This is a genomic window from Pseudomonas sp. AC252 (assembly GCF_979258105.1).
The window spans coordinates 3,050,168-3,067,076 of the sequence record NZ_OZ409837.1 but is presented as its reverse complement, the minus strand read 5'-3'; the positions used below and the strand labels follow the sequence as shown (position 1 = coordinate 3,067,076).

6 protein-coding genes and 2 pseudogenes are annotated in these 16,909 nt (G+C 59.5%); 5 read left to right on the top strand and 3 right to left on the bottom strand.

Annotated features, from left to right (window positions below; genetic code table 11):
- Nucleotide 1: 1 nt before the first annotated feature.
- The 3 genes from nagE to ACZZZ4_RS13870 all read left to right on the top strand — a co-directional run bounded on the left by nagE (nt 2) and on the right by ACZZZ4_RS13870 (nt 7,638).
- Nucleotides 2–1,717: an N-acetylglucosamine-specific PTS transporter subunit IIBC gene (gene nagE, locus ACZZZ4_RS13880; protein ID WP_463548043.1), complete on the top strand. Its 1,716-nt coding sequence runs from the start codon at nt 2–4 to the stop codon at nt 1,715–1,717.
- A gap of 201 nt (nt 1,718–1,918) precedes the next feature.
- On the top strand, nt 1,919–2,251 hold the full coding sequence (locus ACZZZ4_RS13875) for a hypothetical protein (RefSeq protein WP_463548042.1): 333 nt from the start codon (nt 1,919–1,921) through the stop codon (nt 2,249–2,251).
- On the top strand, nt 2,203–7,638 hold the full coding sequence (locus ACZZZ4_RS13870) for a membrane-targeted effector domain-containing toxin (protein ID WP_463548041.1): 5,436 nt from the start codon (nt 2,203–2,205) through the stop codon (nt 7,636–7,638). The genes ACZZZ4_RS13875 and ACZZZ4_RS13870 overlap by 49 nt, the downstream gene beginning before the upstream one ends.
- Before the next feature lie 152 nt (nt 7,639–7,790).
- On the opposite strand, the pseudogene ACZZZ4_RS13865 reads toward ACZZZ4_RS13870, so the two are convergent.
- A pseudogene (locus ACZZZ4_RS13865) lies at nt 7,791–8,152 on the bottom strand (DUF6124 family protein).
- A gap of 1,028 nt (nt 8,153–9,180) precedes the next feature.
- Between ACZZZ4_RS13865 and ACZZZ4_RS13860 the strand changes: the two are divergent.
- Nucleotides 9,181–10,700 (top strand): IS3 family transposase gene (locus ACZZZ4_RS13860; protein ID WP_374046330.1). Its coding sequence is split into 2 segments (ribosomal slippage): nt 9,181–9,646 and nt 9,646–10,700, totalling 1,521 coding nucleotides; the frame shifts between segments, so codons are not numbered across the junction.
- A gap of 200 nt (nt 10,701–10,900) precedes the next feature.
- Here the strand turns inward: ACZZZ4_RS13860 and ACZZZ4_RS13855 are convergent.
- Both ACZZZ4_RS13855 and purL read right to left on the bottom strand, forming a co-directional pair.
- Complete coding sequence (locus ACZZZ4_RS13855; protein ID WP_463548040.1) at nt 10,901–11,212, bottom strand: NGG1p interacting factor NIF3; 312 nt, start codon at nt 11,210–11,212, stop codon at nt 10,901–10,903.
- A 5-nt stretch (nt 11,213–11,217) separates the two neighbouring features.
- Nucleotides 11,218–15,113 (bottom strand): annotated as a pseudogene (purL, locus tag ACZZZ4_RS13850) (phosphoribosylformylglycinamidine synthase).
- Nucleotides 15,114–15,398: 285 nt separating this feature from the next.
- Between purL and mltF the strand changes: the two are divergent.
- On the top strand, nt 15,399–16,859 hold the full coding sequence (gene mltF, locus ACZZZ4_RS13845) for a membrane-bound lytic murein transglycosylase MltF (RefSeq protein ID WP_463548039.1): 1,461 nt from the start codon (nt 15,399–15,401) through the stop codon (nt 16,857–16,859).
- Nucleotides 16,860–16,909: the final 50 nt, after the last annotated feature.

Genomic DNA, 16,909 nt, shown 5'->3' with positions numbered 1-16,909 from the left:
CATGTACCAACTCTTCATCGAAGGCCTGCAACGCCTCGGCCGTGCGCTGATGCTGCCGATCGCGATTCTGCCGATCGCCGGCCTGCTGCTGCGTCTGGGTGATACGGATCTGTTGAACATCGCCATCATTCACGATGCCGGACAGGTGATCTTCGCCAACCTGGCGATGATCTTCGCCATCGGCATCGCCGTCGGTTTTGCCAAGGACAACAACGGCACCGCCGGCCTCGCCGGGGTGATCGGCTATCTGGTGATGATCTCCACGCTCAAGGTGCTCGACTCGACCATCAACATGGGCATGCTCGCCGGGATCGTCAGCGGTCTGTTGGCCGGCGCGCTGTACAACCGCTTCAAGGACATCAAGCTGCCGGAGTATCTGGCGTTCTTCGGTGGCCGGCGTTTTGTGCCGATTGTCACCGGGTTTGCGGCGGTGGGGCTGGGCGTGCTGTTCGGCTACATCTGGCCGCCGATCCAGCAGGGCATCAACGCGTTCGGCGCGCTGATGATGGAAAGCGGCAGCCTCGGCGCCTTTGTCTTCGGCGTGTTCAACCGCCTGCTGATCGTCACCGGCCTGCATCACATCCTCAACAACATGGCGTGGTTCGTTTTCGGCAACTTCACCGACCCGACCACCGGTGCCCTGGTGACCGGCGATCTGTCGCGCTATTTTGCTGGCGATCCGAAGGGCGGCCAGTTCATGACCGGCATGTTCCCGATGATGGTCTTCGGCCTGCCCGCCGCCTGTCTGGCGATGTACCGCAACGCCCTGCCGGAGCGGCGCAAGGTGATGGGCGGGATCTTCCTGTCGATGGCCCTGACCTCGTTTCTGACAGGTGTGACCGAGCCGATCGAATTCGCTTTCATGTTCCTCGCGCCGCTGCTGTTCCTTCTGCATGCGTTGCTGACCGGGTTGTCGATGGCAATCACCAACGGCCTGAACATTCATCTGGGCTTTACCTTTTCCGGTGGCTTCATCGACATGATTCTCGGCTGGGGCAAGTCGACCAATGGCTGGTTGGTGGTGCCGGTCGGGCTGGCTTATGCGGCGATTTATTACCTGGTCTTCGACTTCTGCATCCGCCGCTTCAACCTGAAAACGCCGGGACGCGAAGATGTGGCCACGACTGAAAAAGCCGTGCTCTCGGAAACCGAACGCGCCAGCGCTTACATCAAGGCCTTGGGCGGCGCAGAGAACCTGCTCACGGTCGGCGCCTGCACAACGCGACTGCGCCTGGAAATGGTCGACCGCAACAAGGCCTCGGATGCCGGGCTGAAAGCGCTGGGCGCAATGGCCGTGGTGCGCCCGGGCAAGGGTGGCAGTTTGCAGGTGGTGGTCGGGCCGCTGGCCGATAGCATCGCTGATGAAATCCGCCTGGCGATGCCGGCGTTGGGCCGTGTGGCTGCGATTGAAGCGGCTGACATTGTCGATCGGCCAAAGACCGTTGCGCTCACCAGCAACGAGGCTCAGCAATGGCTGAATGCCGTGGGCGGCAGCGACAATGTGCTGCAACTCGATTGCATCGCCATGACCCGGATTCGCCTGCAACTGGCCGATGGCAAGGCGTTGTCAGAGGCGCAGCTGAAAGCGCTGGGATGTATGGGCGTCAGCCACTTGGACGGTGGCGTCTGGCATCTGCTGGTTGGCGAGAAAGCGGCGAGTCTGAGTGCAGCGATCGAAGGGTTGGTCAGTCGCCGGGAAATCAACGCGCAGGTTTGAACCAGCGGTGATTGGCGGGCCGCGTCGCGAGCAGGCTCGCTTCCATGGTTCAAAACATCGGCCTGTGGCCCGCCGTGCGACAAAGCGCAACACGCACGGCGGGCTATTTTTCCGCCGGCAAAGCAATAAATATCTACCACCCTCCTCTCGCGCACCCTCGGCATGCTCGGTGTTCATCCCACACGCATGGAGAGCGTGCCCATGAGCACATCCACCGCCCCGACGTTCGATGAGATCAGAAGCGATCTCAATCAGATCGGGCATCACTTTTTCAATCTCGAAACCGCGCTGCTGCCAGAGCAGAAAACCACGACCGAACAAGCCTGTCTGAACCGCATCAACGGCTTGCTCAAGAGCCATCGCGAGCAGTTTGTGCGGCGCAGCCGTGCGCTGTATCAGGCCTTGGCCGACAGCGATCTAGAGAGCAGCAGCGGCAAATCCTTGCTGGCGGACCTGAAAAAAACCTCGATACGACACTGCTCGACATGGATCTGCGTGACCAGATCGACGGAAAATCCGCAAAGTCTTTTCTGACCTACGATGCAGGATTCACCGCGCTCGAGCACGAGGCGCGGCAGGCTGTAAAAGATCGTCTGCTGCACCCCGACGCCGGCGCGTTGCTGGAAAAACTCACCCTGGGCCCGGCCCTGCGACCGGCAGCCTACGCTGTGCAGTTCAGCTACCAAGGGCAAACCATCGAACTCGCCGGTGCCTTTGTGGTGACTGAAAAAAGCAGCCCGACGCTCGATGGTCTGGTCACCACACAAAACGTCGGCGACGTGCTGTTGTTCACCCCTTCGCGAGGTATCGAAGCCTTCAACTCGCTGGAAGATCTGGATGCCCGGCTGCTGCACTACCTGCAACACCCCGCCAGCCGCGAGGAATTCCGACAAATGCTGCCCGTGCGATATCACGACTTGAGCGCAGCCGGCATCTGGCCGTTGCAACTGTCGTTGATCGACAGTCAGCCGCTGTTCGAGCGCGCCTGTGACACCCTCGCCGATAAACGCACGCAAGACATCGAACGGGCGTTGAGCTTCGTCGACAATCCACAACAGGACCCGGCGCAATTGCGCGCCGCCCTCGACCGTGCCATCGCCGCTGCGCTACCGGAGCTCACCCCGCGCCTCGAATTGCGTGCCCAGACCCTGTTCGAACGGCATTTGCGTAACAGCGCACCGGACTGGTTTCGCAGCGCCAGTGCTACGCGGCAAACCGAGTTGGCAGAGCATGTCGGCAACTATCAACAGGCGCGACAGAAACTGCTCGACCTGATGGGGCCGCTGGTCAGCCTGACGGCGCTCGCTCGCGAACAATGGCTGCAGCGTCTGAGCGATGACCTGGAAATCGACGATCTGGACATCGATAAACTGCAGATCAGCACTGATCGGCGCGTGCCTGGATTCGGCGTCTATGTTCATCAGCGCAGCCTGCTCGACCTGTCGCTGCGAGGCCCGCACACCGGCGATGAATTGCCGGGGTCGGAATTCCTCAGGCACACCACGCTCACCTATGACCATGCGCCCCTGCCGCTGGAATTCGCCGACCTGACGCCCGCCTGGCTGGTCGAGCAGGCAATCGACTTGCAGCCTCGCGTTGACTTCGCTCAGCTGCAGCGCGACATGCATGCCCGACGTACCGTCCGACCAGCCATCGAGCATATGCTCGACCAAAGGATCGTCGCCCTGGCCTACAGCGCCATGTTGCAGGGGCATCTGCTCGACAGCGACGTACAAATGATCCAGCGACTGCGCAACGCCAGTGACCTTCACTTGCAGGCCGCAACACTGTCCTTGCACGGCGCACAATTGCAGGATCTGTGGGTACTGCGCGAATCCAGCGCCACTGGCGCCGTGAAACGCGTATTGCTGTGCACTCCACAAGCGCCACGCGACCGGCAGTTCCAGGCTTTCGACAGCGAAATCGAATGCCAGACCCACGTGCTCGACTGGGCGAAGAGCCTCGATGACTCCGAGAGCATGGCTGGCTACCTGCTCAATCGCGCGCCAATGCGCTTTCGTCCGAGTATGCGCAAGGTACTGTCCGCGCTGAGCTTCAAGCCTGAAGCCATGGAATACAAAAAGGTCACCTTCGAGCACTGTGGCAGCCATCTCGATTGCCTGCGCGCAATGGCTGAGCACGTGCTGTCGACGCGAATCGATGACTACGACTTCAGCACGCCGCTATGGTATCGCCAGACCACCGCCGCCCACCGCAGACAGCTGACGACCCTGACCGAAGGCGCCGAGAACACGTTGCGCGCATTTGCCACGCATCCGTTATCCGGCAGCCGCTTTCCGGCCTTCGATGCTTTCGTGCACGAGCAGGCAAAGATCAGCCTGAACCGCTTGCTCAAACGCCCGGACAATGATGTAGACCCGGACACCGTCTGGGCCTACTCACCGATGTCGATCATTCCGGCGCTGACCCCCAAGCCGCTGACCTACACCGAGCTGTATCGTGACGGCTATGCCGACGGGATCGGTTTCCTCGATGCAAAATTTTCCCGATCGGCACGCTTCAAAGGTCCGAAGGGTATCGATGTCAGCAATCTCACCGCGGAGAATGTCGCGCGCTCGGTCACCGGGGTCTGGATTGGCAAGCGCTATACCGACAAAGTCAAAGCCGAACTGCAAAGTCCAGCCAGCGAAGGCTATGTGCTCCGGCGCAGCACCCTTCTGGCCATTACTCAGCGGCAGATGAAAAGCGCTGCCCTGGAATGCCAACTGCAGGGGCATATCAGCTCCAGCGATCGGCAATGGCTGGAGCGGAGCATCGCCAGCATGGACGACACTTCACCGCCAACGCGCACTCGCTATCCAATCCACCGGCTGATGATTGACGGTGAATGGGTCATCGATACCTGGTTGTTCAGCCACGACAAACAGCCGGCGCTGCTCTACACCCCGGATGCCCCCGACGGTGTCGCTTTTCGCGAAGCGCGGCTGTTCAATTACCTGCTCAAGCAGACCGATGGGCTGATCGAATATCTGACAGTCAGGGTCGGGGTTCAGGCTCAGAAGCGGGTCCGTACGTTTCTGGAAACGGCCAAAAAGGACCTGCCACAGGAGATCAACCGAACCACCCCAGGTCCAGCCCGGTATGACTCGACGACGTCGGTGGATCCGGTCAAGGATCTGCGTGATGCCTATGACATGAAGCTGCAACGCAAGATCGATGATGTCCACGCCACCACCACCAGCCGGGCACAGATGATCAGCAGCCTGGTCTGGACCTGTGTCGAATGGGTTACCGCCATCGCGACAGCGCCTTTTCCTTTGTTGAGCCTGAGCACTGGCCTGTTGCTGGCGTTCAAGGACGCCATGCTGGCGCTGCACGCGTATCGCCAGGGTGAACAGGGCGAAGCGTTCATGCATCTGCTTGGTTACCTGTTCAACAGCGCCGGCGCAGTGCTGACCGATCTGCGTCCCGCCCTGCGTTCACTCAAACCGCTCAACCGACCGCTGCGCCAGACCGCCAAGGCCGCCAGCATAGAGCAGCAACAGACAGTCACGCTGATTGACCGGGTTGCAGCCACACCGCAGCGGGATGACATGGGTACGGTGATGTTCAGGGGCAAGCTCTATTGGGCCAGTCACCAACCCGACGCGCTCGGCCGTTATTTGTTGTACACCACTGTGCCCGGTAGCCCGGAGCTGGTGTCGACGGGCATCCTCACCGTGCGCAACGCGGACGGCATGATGGTGCGCAGCGGTGTGGCCGGCGGCGCGCCAAAATATGACGCTGTTCCAGAAACGCCGGGGCCGCATAAAGACTATGGTGTTGCGCCCGAACATTGGGACAACGTCAAAAAAGTAATGGATCCGCAGTCCAGAAGTGAGGCCCTCAAAAACAGCGCGGCTTTCATGGCGTTGCCACATTCAATACTTACCGAGACTGTCAAGCGATTTTCCAAGACACGCAGTGTCTACCTGGAGCAAGTGCAAACACTCACCACAGACGCCACCCGACATTTCGCTGAACTCGCTCCGTTGCCCGCTCGCGCTCAGGTCGCTGACGTTGCCGCCGACAACACATTTGCACAGTTGATCATCAGCGATGCGTGCAAGGGGAAAAATCTGGTCATCGGCGCCCAACCCGGTTCGATCGCCAGTAAACAACTGCTGATCGAGAATCTGGACGCGCTCGCTGCCAGTGGCTTCAAGCGTCTCTATGTGGAATATCTGGCGGGCGATGTTTTCCATCCCAAGCTGGAAAAAATGAACAAAGGTGGAAGCTGGAGAAATATCAAAAACCATCTGAAAACCATGGATGCGGCACTTGGGCACGAGGAGGACGCCGCCTTCTCCTATCTGGGGCTGGTACGCACGGCTCGGGAAAAGGGCTTTAAAATCAGTGCGCTGGACGCCTCAACCAGTTACCAACTGGAGCACGCCATGGTGTTGTCAGGAATATCGCCACTGACGCCCCGCAGTAATAGCATCCGCAATTTCTACTCGCACAAGGCCCTGGCTGCCGATATCGCCGATGCGCCGCAGGAACGCTGGATCGTCCTCACCGAACAGTCACGCATGTGCACCTTCGACAAGACCCCGGGTCTGGCCGACCTGCATGATGCCGTTGCCGTGCGTGTCGAAGATGTCGACTTGTATCAACCCGCACGCGTAAGCAGGGATGCGCTCGGTGCCACCGTCGGAGAAGCGAAAGCGCAAGGTGACTTCCTCGTACAAATGCCAAGTACGTACAAGGCGCCCCGGCCAGTTTCCCGGCCCGCAGCCGCTAGCACCCCTGTTGATCACTTCAGCGAATTCGATATTGCCGCGCCGTTGCGCGACGCCATCGCCGACATGTTGCCTCAACCCAAATCCCTGGATTCGCACTACGCCCCGACCGTAGCCCGTGAAAGAAAGGCCTACGACGCGTTCCTCGCCCAGCGCAATCGTCTGGAGAAAACAGCCAGAAACGCTTTTACCGAATTCGTCCCTCCCGACGCACCCATCCTGCCGGTGCTCACCTCCGACTGTACTTTCGAAGCTTTTTTGCAGCAGTTGCGCGACGGAAATCTAAATCTGCTGATCGGCGAAGCCCACGCCGATGTAGCAAGCAAAGCACTGCTGAAAAAGCACATGAAAGCGCTCAAGGAAGCGGGGTATGACACGTTATATGTGGAGCACCTGTTCACCGACCTGCACCAGGCCGATCTCGATATTTTCCTGCGGACTCAGCGCATGCCGGACAGGCTGAAGGCCTATCTGCATCGTCAGGATCGCGGACACATGCCCACTTACAAGGGGAACGATACGTACACAGAGGTCTTCCAGGCCGCGGCCAAATACAAAATTCGCATTAGGGCCCTCGATTGCACAGCCTCTTACCACCTCAAGGGCATTTATGACGAGGATGTTTCGCGAAACGAGATGTTCAGCTATTTCGCGACCCAAGTGATCGAAGCCGATCAACTGGCTCACGGGCCGCATAAATGGCTGGCGCTCATCGGCAGTGCGCACACTAATTACAATCTCGGTGTGCCAGGTCTGGCCGACACCCTGTCCGCCGTCAGCCTGCACGTACGCGATACGGCCCCTGAACTGGCCAGGGATATCCACCGTGGCTCGTGGGAGTTTGTCAGCGGCAAGCGCGAGGCCAACGTTCGGGCCTTGACCAGCGACTTTCTCATGGAGGTGGCCGTCCCCGGAACGAAAAAGCCCGTCGCGACGCCTTCTGTCAGTCGCAGCAAACTGACCCAACCCGGGCACTTCCTGATCGAGAACGCAGACACCCGCAGCGCCAGCGTGGTGCATAAATCCAGGACTGAGGGGATCGTTGTCACGCCGATCCAGGTCAATGACAAAGGCCTGTTCTTCGTTGATCGCTGGGAGAAAAAAGATCAGGGTTTCAAATACCTGCGAACGTTGATCGAGATGCTTGTAGCAGATGTGAAGCTGACCCAGGTGAAGTGACGCCAGTGCGATTGCACGTTATGGAAAACCACCGGGCTTGATGGCCCGGTGGTTTTTTGGCTTGGAATCCGGCGTTGAATGCCGAGCTCAAAGCCGCGCGCCATTCAACACGGCCCCGCGCTGGGCGGCATCGTCTGGGTGAGACCTGCTTTTCAGGCGCGAGGATCAACCCGATCCAGCGCACGGTTCACCGCCAGCTCGGCAAGCATGATGATCTGCTGAATCGCCAGCGCGGTATGGCGTTGCGGTCGCCCCAACTGATCGGCGAAATCACTGGCCAGGGTGTTGGCTGAAGTGAGTGACTCACAGGCATGAGCGAGCAGGCTTTCGGTGTCGATGTCGGGCTGGATGAGGAACATGGTGCCGGGCGGGTGCGCTTTGCTCGGCTGAGGGCACAGGTAAAAATCCAGCGCGCGCTTGATCGCTTCGCGGTTTTTCGCGAGATCGTCGGCGCGGATGGTTTGTTCGAGGGGGTGGTGGGTTCGAGGGGTGGGTCGGGGACGATCTTATCCAAAATGCTTCTCCTGCTGATGCTGATGGGCAGCCATCGATCGCCGGATCTCACGCGGCGAATAGGTGGCAGCTATGTGCGAGGTGAGATCCACCGGAGCAGGCAACCGGCCAGACCGAAGTCTGCCCGCACACAGCCGCCATAAAGCAGGCAGCAGATTGAGCTGGCGCCAATTATCGTGGTGCTGGCGCCAGTTGCAAGCTATCCGGGGATCTCACTCCCGATCGCTGATTCGCAGCGACGGGAAAAGACTAGAGCTCGCACGTCCGACGGACAACCTGAAAACGTTGTGGGAAGGTTCGGGTTATTGGTTACCGGATTTAAACAATCGCCAATTCTCGGGCGCCTGGATGGGCCTCACCGCGAGCAGGCTCACTCCTACTATTGTGATCGGGTGCATTCAGCGAGAAACGGGTCGGCTGTCAGGCCGCCTTCGCGAGCAAGCCCGCTCCCACAGTTTGATCGCAAGCATTCAGCGAGAAACAGGTCGGCTGTCAGGCCGCCTTCGCGAGCAGGCTCGCTCCCACAGTTTGATCGCAAGCATTCAGCGAGAAACAGGTCGGCTGTCAGGCCGCATTCGCGAGCAAGCCCGCTCCCACAGTTTGATCGCAAGCATTCAGCGAGAAACAGGTCGGCTGTCAGGCCGCCTTCGCGAGCAGGCTCGCTCCCACAGAAAAGCAAAGCAGCGAAGCTGCCCGCGGCAAAGCCGCCCCACTCAACAATGAGCGCAAGCTCGAGTGCTCTTGATCTTGATCCACTGGCGACGTCGGAAGGCTGAGTGGAGGGATTGATCCGGGCGTGGGAGCGCAGCGACCGTACGACGCAGTCGTACACAGCGGAAGGAGGTGCAGCGAAGCAAGCCGTAGCCGCTGCGCCCGGATCAGTCCCGCAGCGAAGGAACCCGAGCCTGCGAGGGCCGAACGTAGGAGCTAGCGTTTTTTGCTTACTTTTTTTGGCGCTTCCCCCGTGTCAGCCTACCTGTCACCTCTGTTGATTGACTCAACCATTCATGGGGGCGAAGGTGTCTAGCAATGCCGAAGCGTTATGACGATGACTTCAGAGACTGGGCTGTTCTTCAAATGATGCCGCCCTTAAACCGTTCCGTAGCAGAGCTCGCCGTTGCAATCGGCGTCACCCCACAGTCACTGCGAAACTGGAGGCAAATGGCTAGAGATAAAGGATTGATTGTTCCTGGGAATAATAAAACCAGCAATCAGTGGTCCAGCGCCGACAAATTCAACGCCGTTCTGGAAACCGCGCCGTTGAGCGAGGTAGAGCTTTCACAATATTGCCGAATCAAGGGCATTTATCCTGAGCAGATTCAGCAATGGCGCCAAGCTTGCCAGAATGCCAACACTGCGATGGAGCCTCAGCCCAACAAAAAACCGACCACCGAGCAAATACGGATAAAGGAGCTGGAGCGACAACTGCTTCGATCCGATGCTGATTGCAAGGAGGCGGTCGCTTTACTGGAACTCAGAAAAAAAGCCAATGCGATCTGGGGCAAGGACAAGGAAGGCTGATCAGCGCCCCTGATCGTGTGCAGGCTTTGGGCCTGATCGCTGAGGCAGTAGCAAGTGGTGCACGTCGGTTTCGTGCATGCAAAGAGATCGGGCTGTGTTTGCGGACGGTTCAGCGTTGGCGACACTGCGAAGCCGACAAGCGCCAGATCATCAAGCGCGAAGCACCGTCCAACAAACTCAGCGTCGCAGAGCGTCAGGCTGTTTTGGATGCTGCTAATCAACCTGGCTACGCGAGTCTGACACCGCACCAGATTGTCCCGAAGTTAGCTGACGAAGGTATCTATCTGGCATCGGAATCAACATTCTATCGGGTGCTGAAAGAGGCAAATCAGAATAGCCGTCGAGGCCGAGCCAAAGCTCCGAAGCGCCGAGCTTTGACCACACATTGTGCTGATGCCCCAAATCGAGTTTGGTGTTGGGATATCACGTGGTTACCCACCACCGTTAAAGGTCGCTTTTACTACTGGTACATGGTCAAAGACATCTATAGCCGCAAATTAGTGACCAACGAAGTACACGAATCCGAACGCGCAGAACATGCATGCGTACTGCTTGAAAAAGGATGCTTACGAGAGCGTACGGCGGGTCGTCCGCTGGTACTGCACTCGGACAACGGTCACGTAATGAGAGGCTCGCTTCTTCGAGAAAGCATGATTGCATTGGGCGTCGAACCGTCGTTCAGCCGACCCCGAGTAAGCAATGACAACGCCTATGCCGAAGCGCTTTTTCGTACGGCTAAGTATTGCCCGCTGTGGCCCGAGCGGCCCTTCGACAACCTCACGGAAGCACGACTCTGGGTGCAGAAATTCGTTGAGTGGTACAACGACGAGCATCGTCATAGCGCCTTGAAATACGTGACGCCCAATGAGCGTCACGAAGGCAAGGCACCTGCGTTACTGCAGGCACGGGAGAATCTTTACAAGGCAGCCAAAGCAACTAACCCTAGCCGTTGGAGCGGCGAAGTACGTAATTGGAAACTCGCAAACGCTGTTTACCTGAATCCAGAGCGCCCTGAAACAAGGGCGTAATAGACTCCTAAAACAGCCGTGAAGCGACAGATACGTTGACACGCACCGGCTTGTAAAAAAGTAAGTCGCCGTCAGGCGAAACCGCCAGCCGCAGCACCGCAAAAACGGATATTCACCCAAATCAAAATAAAACCAAGGCCAACAAAAAACCCACAGACAATCCCTCATCTGCGGGTTTCACGTTCAAGCAGCCAAGAAGATCAGAAATCCTCCAGCCGCCACACCTCATAAGCCGGCGTTTCATACGGATGACTGAGCTTCAACGCCGCCACAACAGCCACAATCAACTCATCCGCAACGACAAGCTCAACCTTCCATTCCTCAACCCGCTCAACCTGCCCCGCCTGACCGATAAACGGCTGACTGCCGTCCAACGGTCGAAACTGGCCCAGGCCAAGCACCTGCCATGCACAGTGGTCATAGTCACCGATCCGCCCACCACCGGCAGCGAACACAGCCCCTTTGACCACCTCGACATGACTGTCAGGAACAAAAAACCCCAGCTTGTACACAGGCCTTAGTTAACCCAGACGCGCGCGTTACGGAACATGCGCATCCAAGGTGCATCTTCGTTCCAGTCTTCCGACCGCCACGAATTCTGCACCGCACGGAACACACGCTCCGGGTGCGGCATCATGATCGTCACGCGACCGTCACGGCTGGTGAGGCCGGTAATCCCGCGCGGCGAGCCGTTCGGGTTGGCCGGGTAAGCTTCGGTGACCTTGCCGTGGTTGTCGACAAAACGCATCGCCACGCAACCGGACAGATCAGCTTCCAGCAGTGCCTCTTCGCTGGCGAACTCGGCATGACCCTCACCGTGGGCGATGGCGATCGGCATGCGCGAACCGGCCATGCCCTGCAGGAATATCGAGTTCGACTCCTGGATCTGCACCATCGCCACGCGCGCTTCGAACTGCTCGGAGCGGTTGCGCACGAAGTGCGGCCAGAACTCGCTGCCCGGGATCAGCTCGTGCAGGTTGGACATCATCTGGCAACCGTTGCATACGCCCAGCGTGAAGCTGTCGTTACGTTCGAAGAAGCCCTGGAACGCATCGCGGGCGCGGCTGTTGAACAGCGCCGACTTGGCCCAGCCCTCACCGGCGCCGAGCACGTCGCCGTAGGAGAAACCACCGCAGGCCACCAGGCCCTTGAACTCGTTGAGGTCGACACGACCGGCGAGGATATCGCTCATGTGCACGTCGATCGCGCTGAAACCGGCGCGGTCGAACGCGGCGGCCATTTCCACTTGACCGTTGACGCCCTGCTCACGCAGCACGGCAACCTGTGGGCGGATGCCTTTCTTGATGTAAGGCGCGGCGATGTCCTGATTGACGTCGTAGCTGAGCTTGACGCTCAGGCCCGGGTTGTCTTCTTCAAGCAGCGCGTCGAATTCCTGCTCGGCGCAGTCAGCGTTGTCGCGCAGACGCTGGATCTGGTAGCTGGTCTCGGCCCACTGACGCTGGAGCAGACGACGCTGGCCTTCGAACACGGTGTCACCGTTGAAGGTGATGTTGATCTGGCCATTGTTGATCGGCTGACCGATCACCGACACGCAGTCGCCCAGACCGGCGGCGCTGAATTGCGCGAGGATGTCCGGGGTGGCGTCCTGGCGAACCTGGATCACCGCACCGAGTTCTTCGTTGAACAGGATCGCGGCGATTTCCGAAGCGGATTCGGCAACGCTGTCCAGGTTCAGGCTCAGACCGCAGTGGCCGGCGAAGGCCATTTCCACCACGGAGGTCAGCAGACCACCGTCGGAACGGTCGTGGTAAGCCAGCAGGTGACCGTCGGCGTTGAGGCCCTGGATCACTGCGAAGAAGGCTTTCAGGTCTTCGGCGTCATCGACGTCCGGCGCATGCTGGCCGAGTTTGCCGTGGACTTGCGCGAGGATCGAAGCACCCATGCGGTTCTGCCCGCGACCGAGGTCGATCAGGATCAGGTCAGTGGTGCCCTTGTCCATGCGCAGCTCCGGAGTCAGGGTCTGACGGATGTCAGCCACTGGCGCGAAACCGGTCACGATCAGCGACATCGGCGAGGTGACGGTCTTGTCTTCGCCGTTATCGTTCCAGCGCGTGGCCATGGACATCGAGTCCTTGCCCACCGGAATGGTGATGCCCAGCTCAGGGCACAGTTCCATGCCGACCGCTTTTACGGTGTCGTATAGACGCGCGTCTTCGCCCGGGTGGCCGGCAGCGGACATCCAGTTCGCCGACAGTTTGATGTCGGAGAGCTTGTTGATGCGCGAGGCGGCAATGTTGGTGATGGTTTCGCCGATGGCCATGCGGCCCGATGCCGGCGCGTCCAGCAGAGCCAGCGGTGTACGCTCGCCCATCGCCATGGCTTCACCGGTGTAGACGTCGAAACTGGTGGCGGTGACGGCAACGTCAGCCACCGGCACCTGCCATGGGCCGACCATCTGGTCACGGGCGACGAGGCCGGTGATGGTGCGGTCGCCGATGGTGATCAGGAAGCTTTTGCTGGCTACGGCCGGGTGATGCAGAACGCGTTCGATGGACTCGCTGATGTCGAGGTTCGACGGATCGAAGTCATCGCCCAGCTCGGCTTCGCGAACCACCGAACGGTGCATGCGCGGCGCCTTGCCCAGCAACACTTCCAGCGGCATGTCCACCGGGTTGTTGCCGAAGTGGCTGTCGGTCACGGTCAGTTGCGGTTCGGCAGTGGCTTCACCGACGACGGCAAACGGGCAGCGCTCGCGTTCGCAGATCGCCTGGAAGCGCTCGAAGTCTTCCGGGCCGACGGCGAGAACGTAACGTTCCTGGGATTCGTTCGACCAGATTTCGTGCGGGGCCATGCCCGGCTCGTCGTTGGGGATGTTGCGCAGTTCGAAACGGCCACCGCGATCGCCGTCGTTGACCAGTTCCGGGAAGGCGTTGGACAGACCGCCCGCGCCGACATCGTGGATGAAGCTGATCGGGTTCTTGTCACCCAGTTGCCAGCAACGGTCGATGACTTCCTGGCAACGACGCTCCATTTCCGGGTTTTCACGCTGTACGGAAGCAAAATCCAGATCCGCCGAGCTGGTGCCGGTGGCCATCGACGAAGCCGCGCCGCCGCCCAGACCGATCAACATCGCCGGGCCGCCGAGCACGATCAGCTTCGAACCAACAACGATCTCGCCTTTCTTGACGTGTTCTTCACGGATGTTGCCCATACCGCCAGCGAGCATGATCGGCTTGTGGTAACCACGCACTTCGTCACCGTGCGGAGTGGTAATCGATTGTTCGAAGGTACGGAAGTAGCCGGTCAGCGCCGGACGACCGAATTCGTTGTTGAACGCAGCGCCGCCGAGCGGGCCTTCGATCATGATGTCCAGCGCGGTGACGATGCGCTCAGGCTTGCCGTACGGCACTTCCCACGGCTGTTCGAAGCCCGGGATCTGCAGGTTCGATACAGTGAAACCGGTGAGGCCGGCCTTGGGCTTGGCGCCGCGCCCGGTTGCACCTTCGTCACGAATCTCACCGCCGGAACCGGTCGATGCACCCGGGAACGGAGCAATCGCGGTCGGGTGGTTGTGGGTTTCAACCTTCATCAGGATGTGCACCGGCTCCTGCACCGCGCCGTACTGACGGGTTTCAGGGTTCGGGAAGAAGCGGCCGGCAACGTTGCCGACGATCACCGAAGCGTTGTCCTTATAAGCGGACAACACGCCTTCGCTGTGCATCTGATAGGTGTTCTTGATCATGCCGAACAGGCTTTTTCCTGGCTCTGGCCGTCAATGTCCCAACTGGCGTTGAAGATCTTGTGGCGGCAGTGCTCGGAGTTGGCCTGGGCGAACATCATCAGTTCGATGTCGTGCGGGTTGCGCTTGAGACCATTGAAGGCGTTGACCAGATAGTCGATCTCGTCTTCAGCCAGGGCCAGGCCCAGCTCGGTGTTGGCCTTCTCCAGCGCGGCGCGACCGCCACCGAGGATGTCGATTGCAGTCAGCGGCTTCGGCTCGGCGTGGCTGAACAGACCGGCGGCCTGCTCGAGGTTGGCCAGCACGATCTGGGTCATGCGGTCATGCAGGGCGTCCGAAATCAGTTGGGCTTCGGCTTCGCTGAACTGCCCTGCAACATAGAAGGCGATACCGCGTTCCAGGCGCTGGATCTTGCTCAGGCCGCAGTTGCGGGCGATGTCGCTGGCCTTGCTCGACCACGGCGAGATGGTGCCGAAACGCGGCAACACCAGAAACAGACGGCCGGTCGGCTCTTGAACTGGAACACTTGGGCCGTACTTCAGAAGGCGCGCTAGCACCTGCTGTTCGTCGCCGGTCAGGACGCCGGTGACTTCGGCGAAGTGAGCGAATTCAGCATACAGGCCACTGACAGCCGGAACCTTCTGGCTCAGTTGCTCAAGGAGTTTGCTGTGGCGAAAGGCAGAAAGGGCAGGAGCGCCGCGCAGGATCAACATCTTCGGGACAGCCTCGGGAAGGGGTGTGCTTTGAGGCCGTGCATTCTAGCCTAAACCGACCTCAACATCACCCGAAACGCTACGCACGGTTGCACTCGGGTAGCAATCTGTGTTTCTGCCTCCGGGGTCAGGTAAATCGAGCGTTTCAGTGCGGCTTATTTTTACTGTAACAAAATGCCCTGAAGGCCCGTATTCAAGGGATTTCGTTCGGATTTGTGATCGCTAGCAGACTCGTCCTACGCTGTCGAGATATGGCGCCCGTGGCCGTTTGCGTATACTGCGCAGATGTTTTTCCCAACGGCTTTGCGTCCGCGATACGCCAAATGGCTGATCGCAACCGGACTCTTCCTGATGCTCGGTGGCTGTGTTGATAAACCCAACACACTCGAGCGCGTAAAGGAGGACGGTGTGCTGCGGGTGGTTACCCGTAACAGCCCCGCCACCTACTTTCAGGATCGCAGCGGTGAAACCGGCTTCGAATACGAGCTGGTGAAGCGTTTCGCCGACGATTTGGGTGTCGAGCTGAAGATCGAGACCGCGGACAATCTCGATGACCTGTTCAACCAGGTCGGCAAGCCGAACGGCCCGGTACTCGCGGCCGCCGGTCTGGTCAGCAGCGATGAACGCAAGAAGCAGGTGCGGTTCTCCCATTCCTACCTTGAAGTCACCCCGCAGATCATCTACCGCAACGGCCAGTCGCGGCCGACCGATCCGGCGGATCTGGTCGGCAAGAAGATCATGGTGCTCAAGGGCAGCACCCACGCTGAGCAACTGGCCGGGCTGAAACAGAAATTTCCCGGCATCGAATACGAAGAATCCGACGCGGTTGAAGTGGTCGACCTGCTGCGCATGGTCGATGAAGGCCAGATCGACCTGACCCTGGTCGATTCCAACGAAGTGGCGATGAATCAGGTGTACTTCACCAATATTCGTGTGGCCTTCGACCTCGGTGATGCGCGCAGTCAGAGTTGGGCGGTTGGCCCGGGCGAGGACAACAGCCTGCTCAATGAAATCAACGCCTATCTGGACAAGGTGCAGAAAAACGGCACCCTGCAACGCCTGAAAGACCGCTACTACGGCCACGTTGATGTCCTCGGCTATATGGGCGCCACCACCTTCGCCCAGCATTTGCAGCAGCGCCTGCCGAAATACGAACAGCACTTCAAGAATTACGCGAAGAAAGAGAAAGTCGATTGGCGCCTGCTGGCTGCCATCGGTTATCAGGAATCGCTGTGGCAGCCCGCAGTGACGTCAAAAACCGGCGTGCGCGGCTTGATGATGCTGACTCAGAACACCGCGCAGGCGATGGGTGTATCAAACCGCCTCGATCCCAAGCAGAGCATCATGGGCGGCGCCAAGTACCTGGCCTATATGAAGGATCAGCTGGACGATTCGATCCAGGAACCGGACCGCACCTGGTTTGCCTTGGCGGCGTACAACGTCGGCAGCGGCCATCTGGACGACGCGCGCAAACTGGCGGTGAAGGAAGGCTTGAATCCGGACAAGTGGCTGGACGTGAAAAAAATCCTGCCGCGCCTGTCGCAGAAACAGTGGTACAGCAAGACCCGTTACGGCTACGCCCGGGGTGGCGAACCGGTGCATTTCGTAGCGAACATCCGGCGCTACTACGACATCCTGACCTGGGTAACCCAGCCGCAACTTGAAGGCGATCAGGTGGCCGAGGGCAACCTGCATGTGCCGGCGATCGACAAGTCGAAACCGGCGCAAGAGCCCGCCCCGCTCTAACAACACCTCAAATCCAACTGTGGGAGCGGGCTTGCTCGCGAATGCTCAGT

Bases quoted from the DNA above. Each gene is read 5' to 3' on its own strand.
- mltF (WP_463548039.1), top strand. From the start codon at position 15,399: ATGTTTTTCCCAACGGCTTTGCGTCCGCGATACGCCAAATGGCTGATC.
- ACZZZ4_RS13870 (WP_463548041.1), top strand. From the start codon at position 2,203: ATGGATCTGCGTGACCAGATCGACGGAAAATCCGCAAAGTCTTTTCTG.
- ACZZZ4_RS13875 (WP_463548042.1), top strand. From the start codon at position 1,919: ATGAGCACATCCACCGCCCCGACGTTCGATGAGATCAGAAGCGATCTC.
- nagE (WP_463548043.1), top strand. From the start codon at position 2: ATGTACCAACTCTTCATCGAAGGCCTGCAACGCCTCGGCCGTGCGCTG.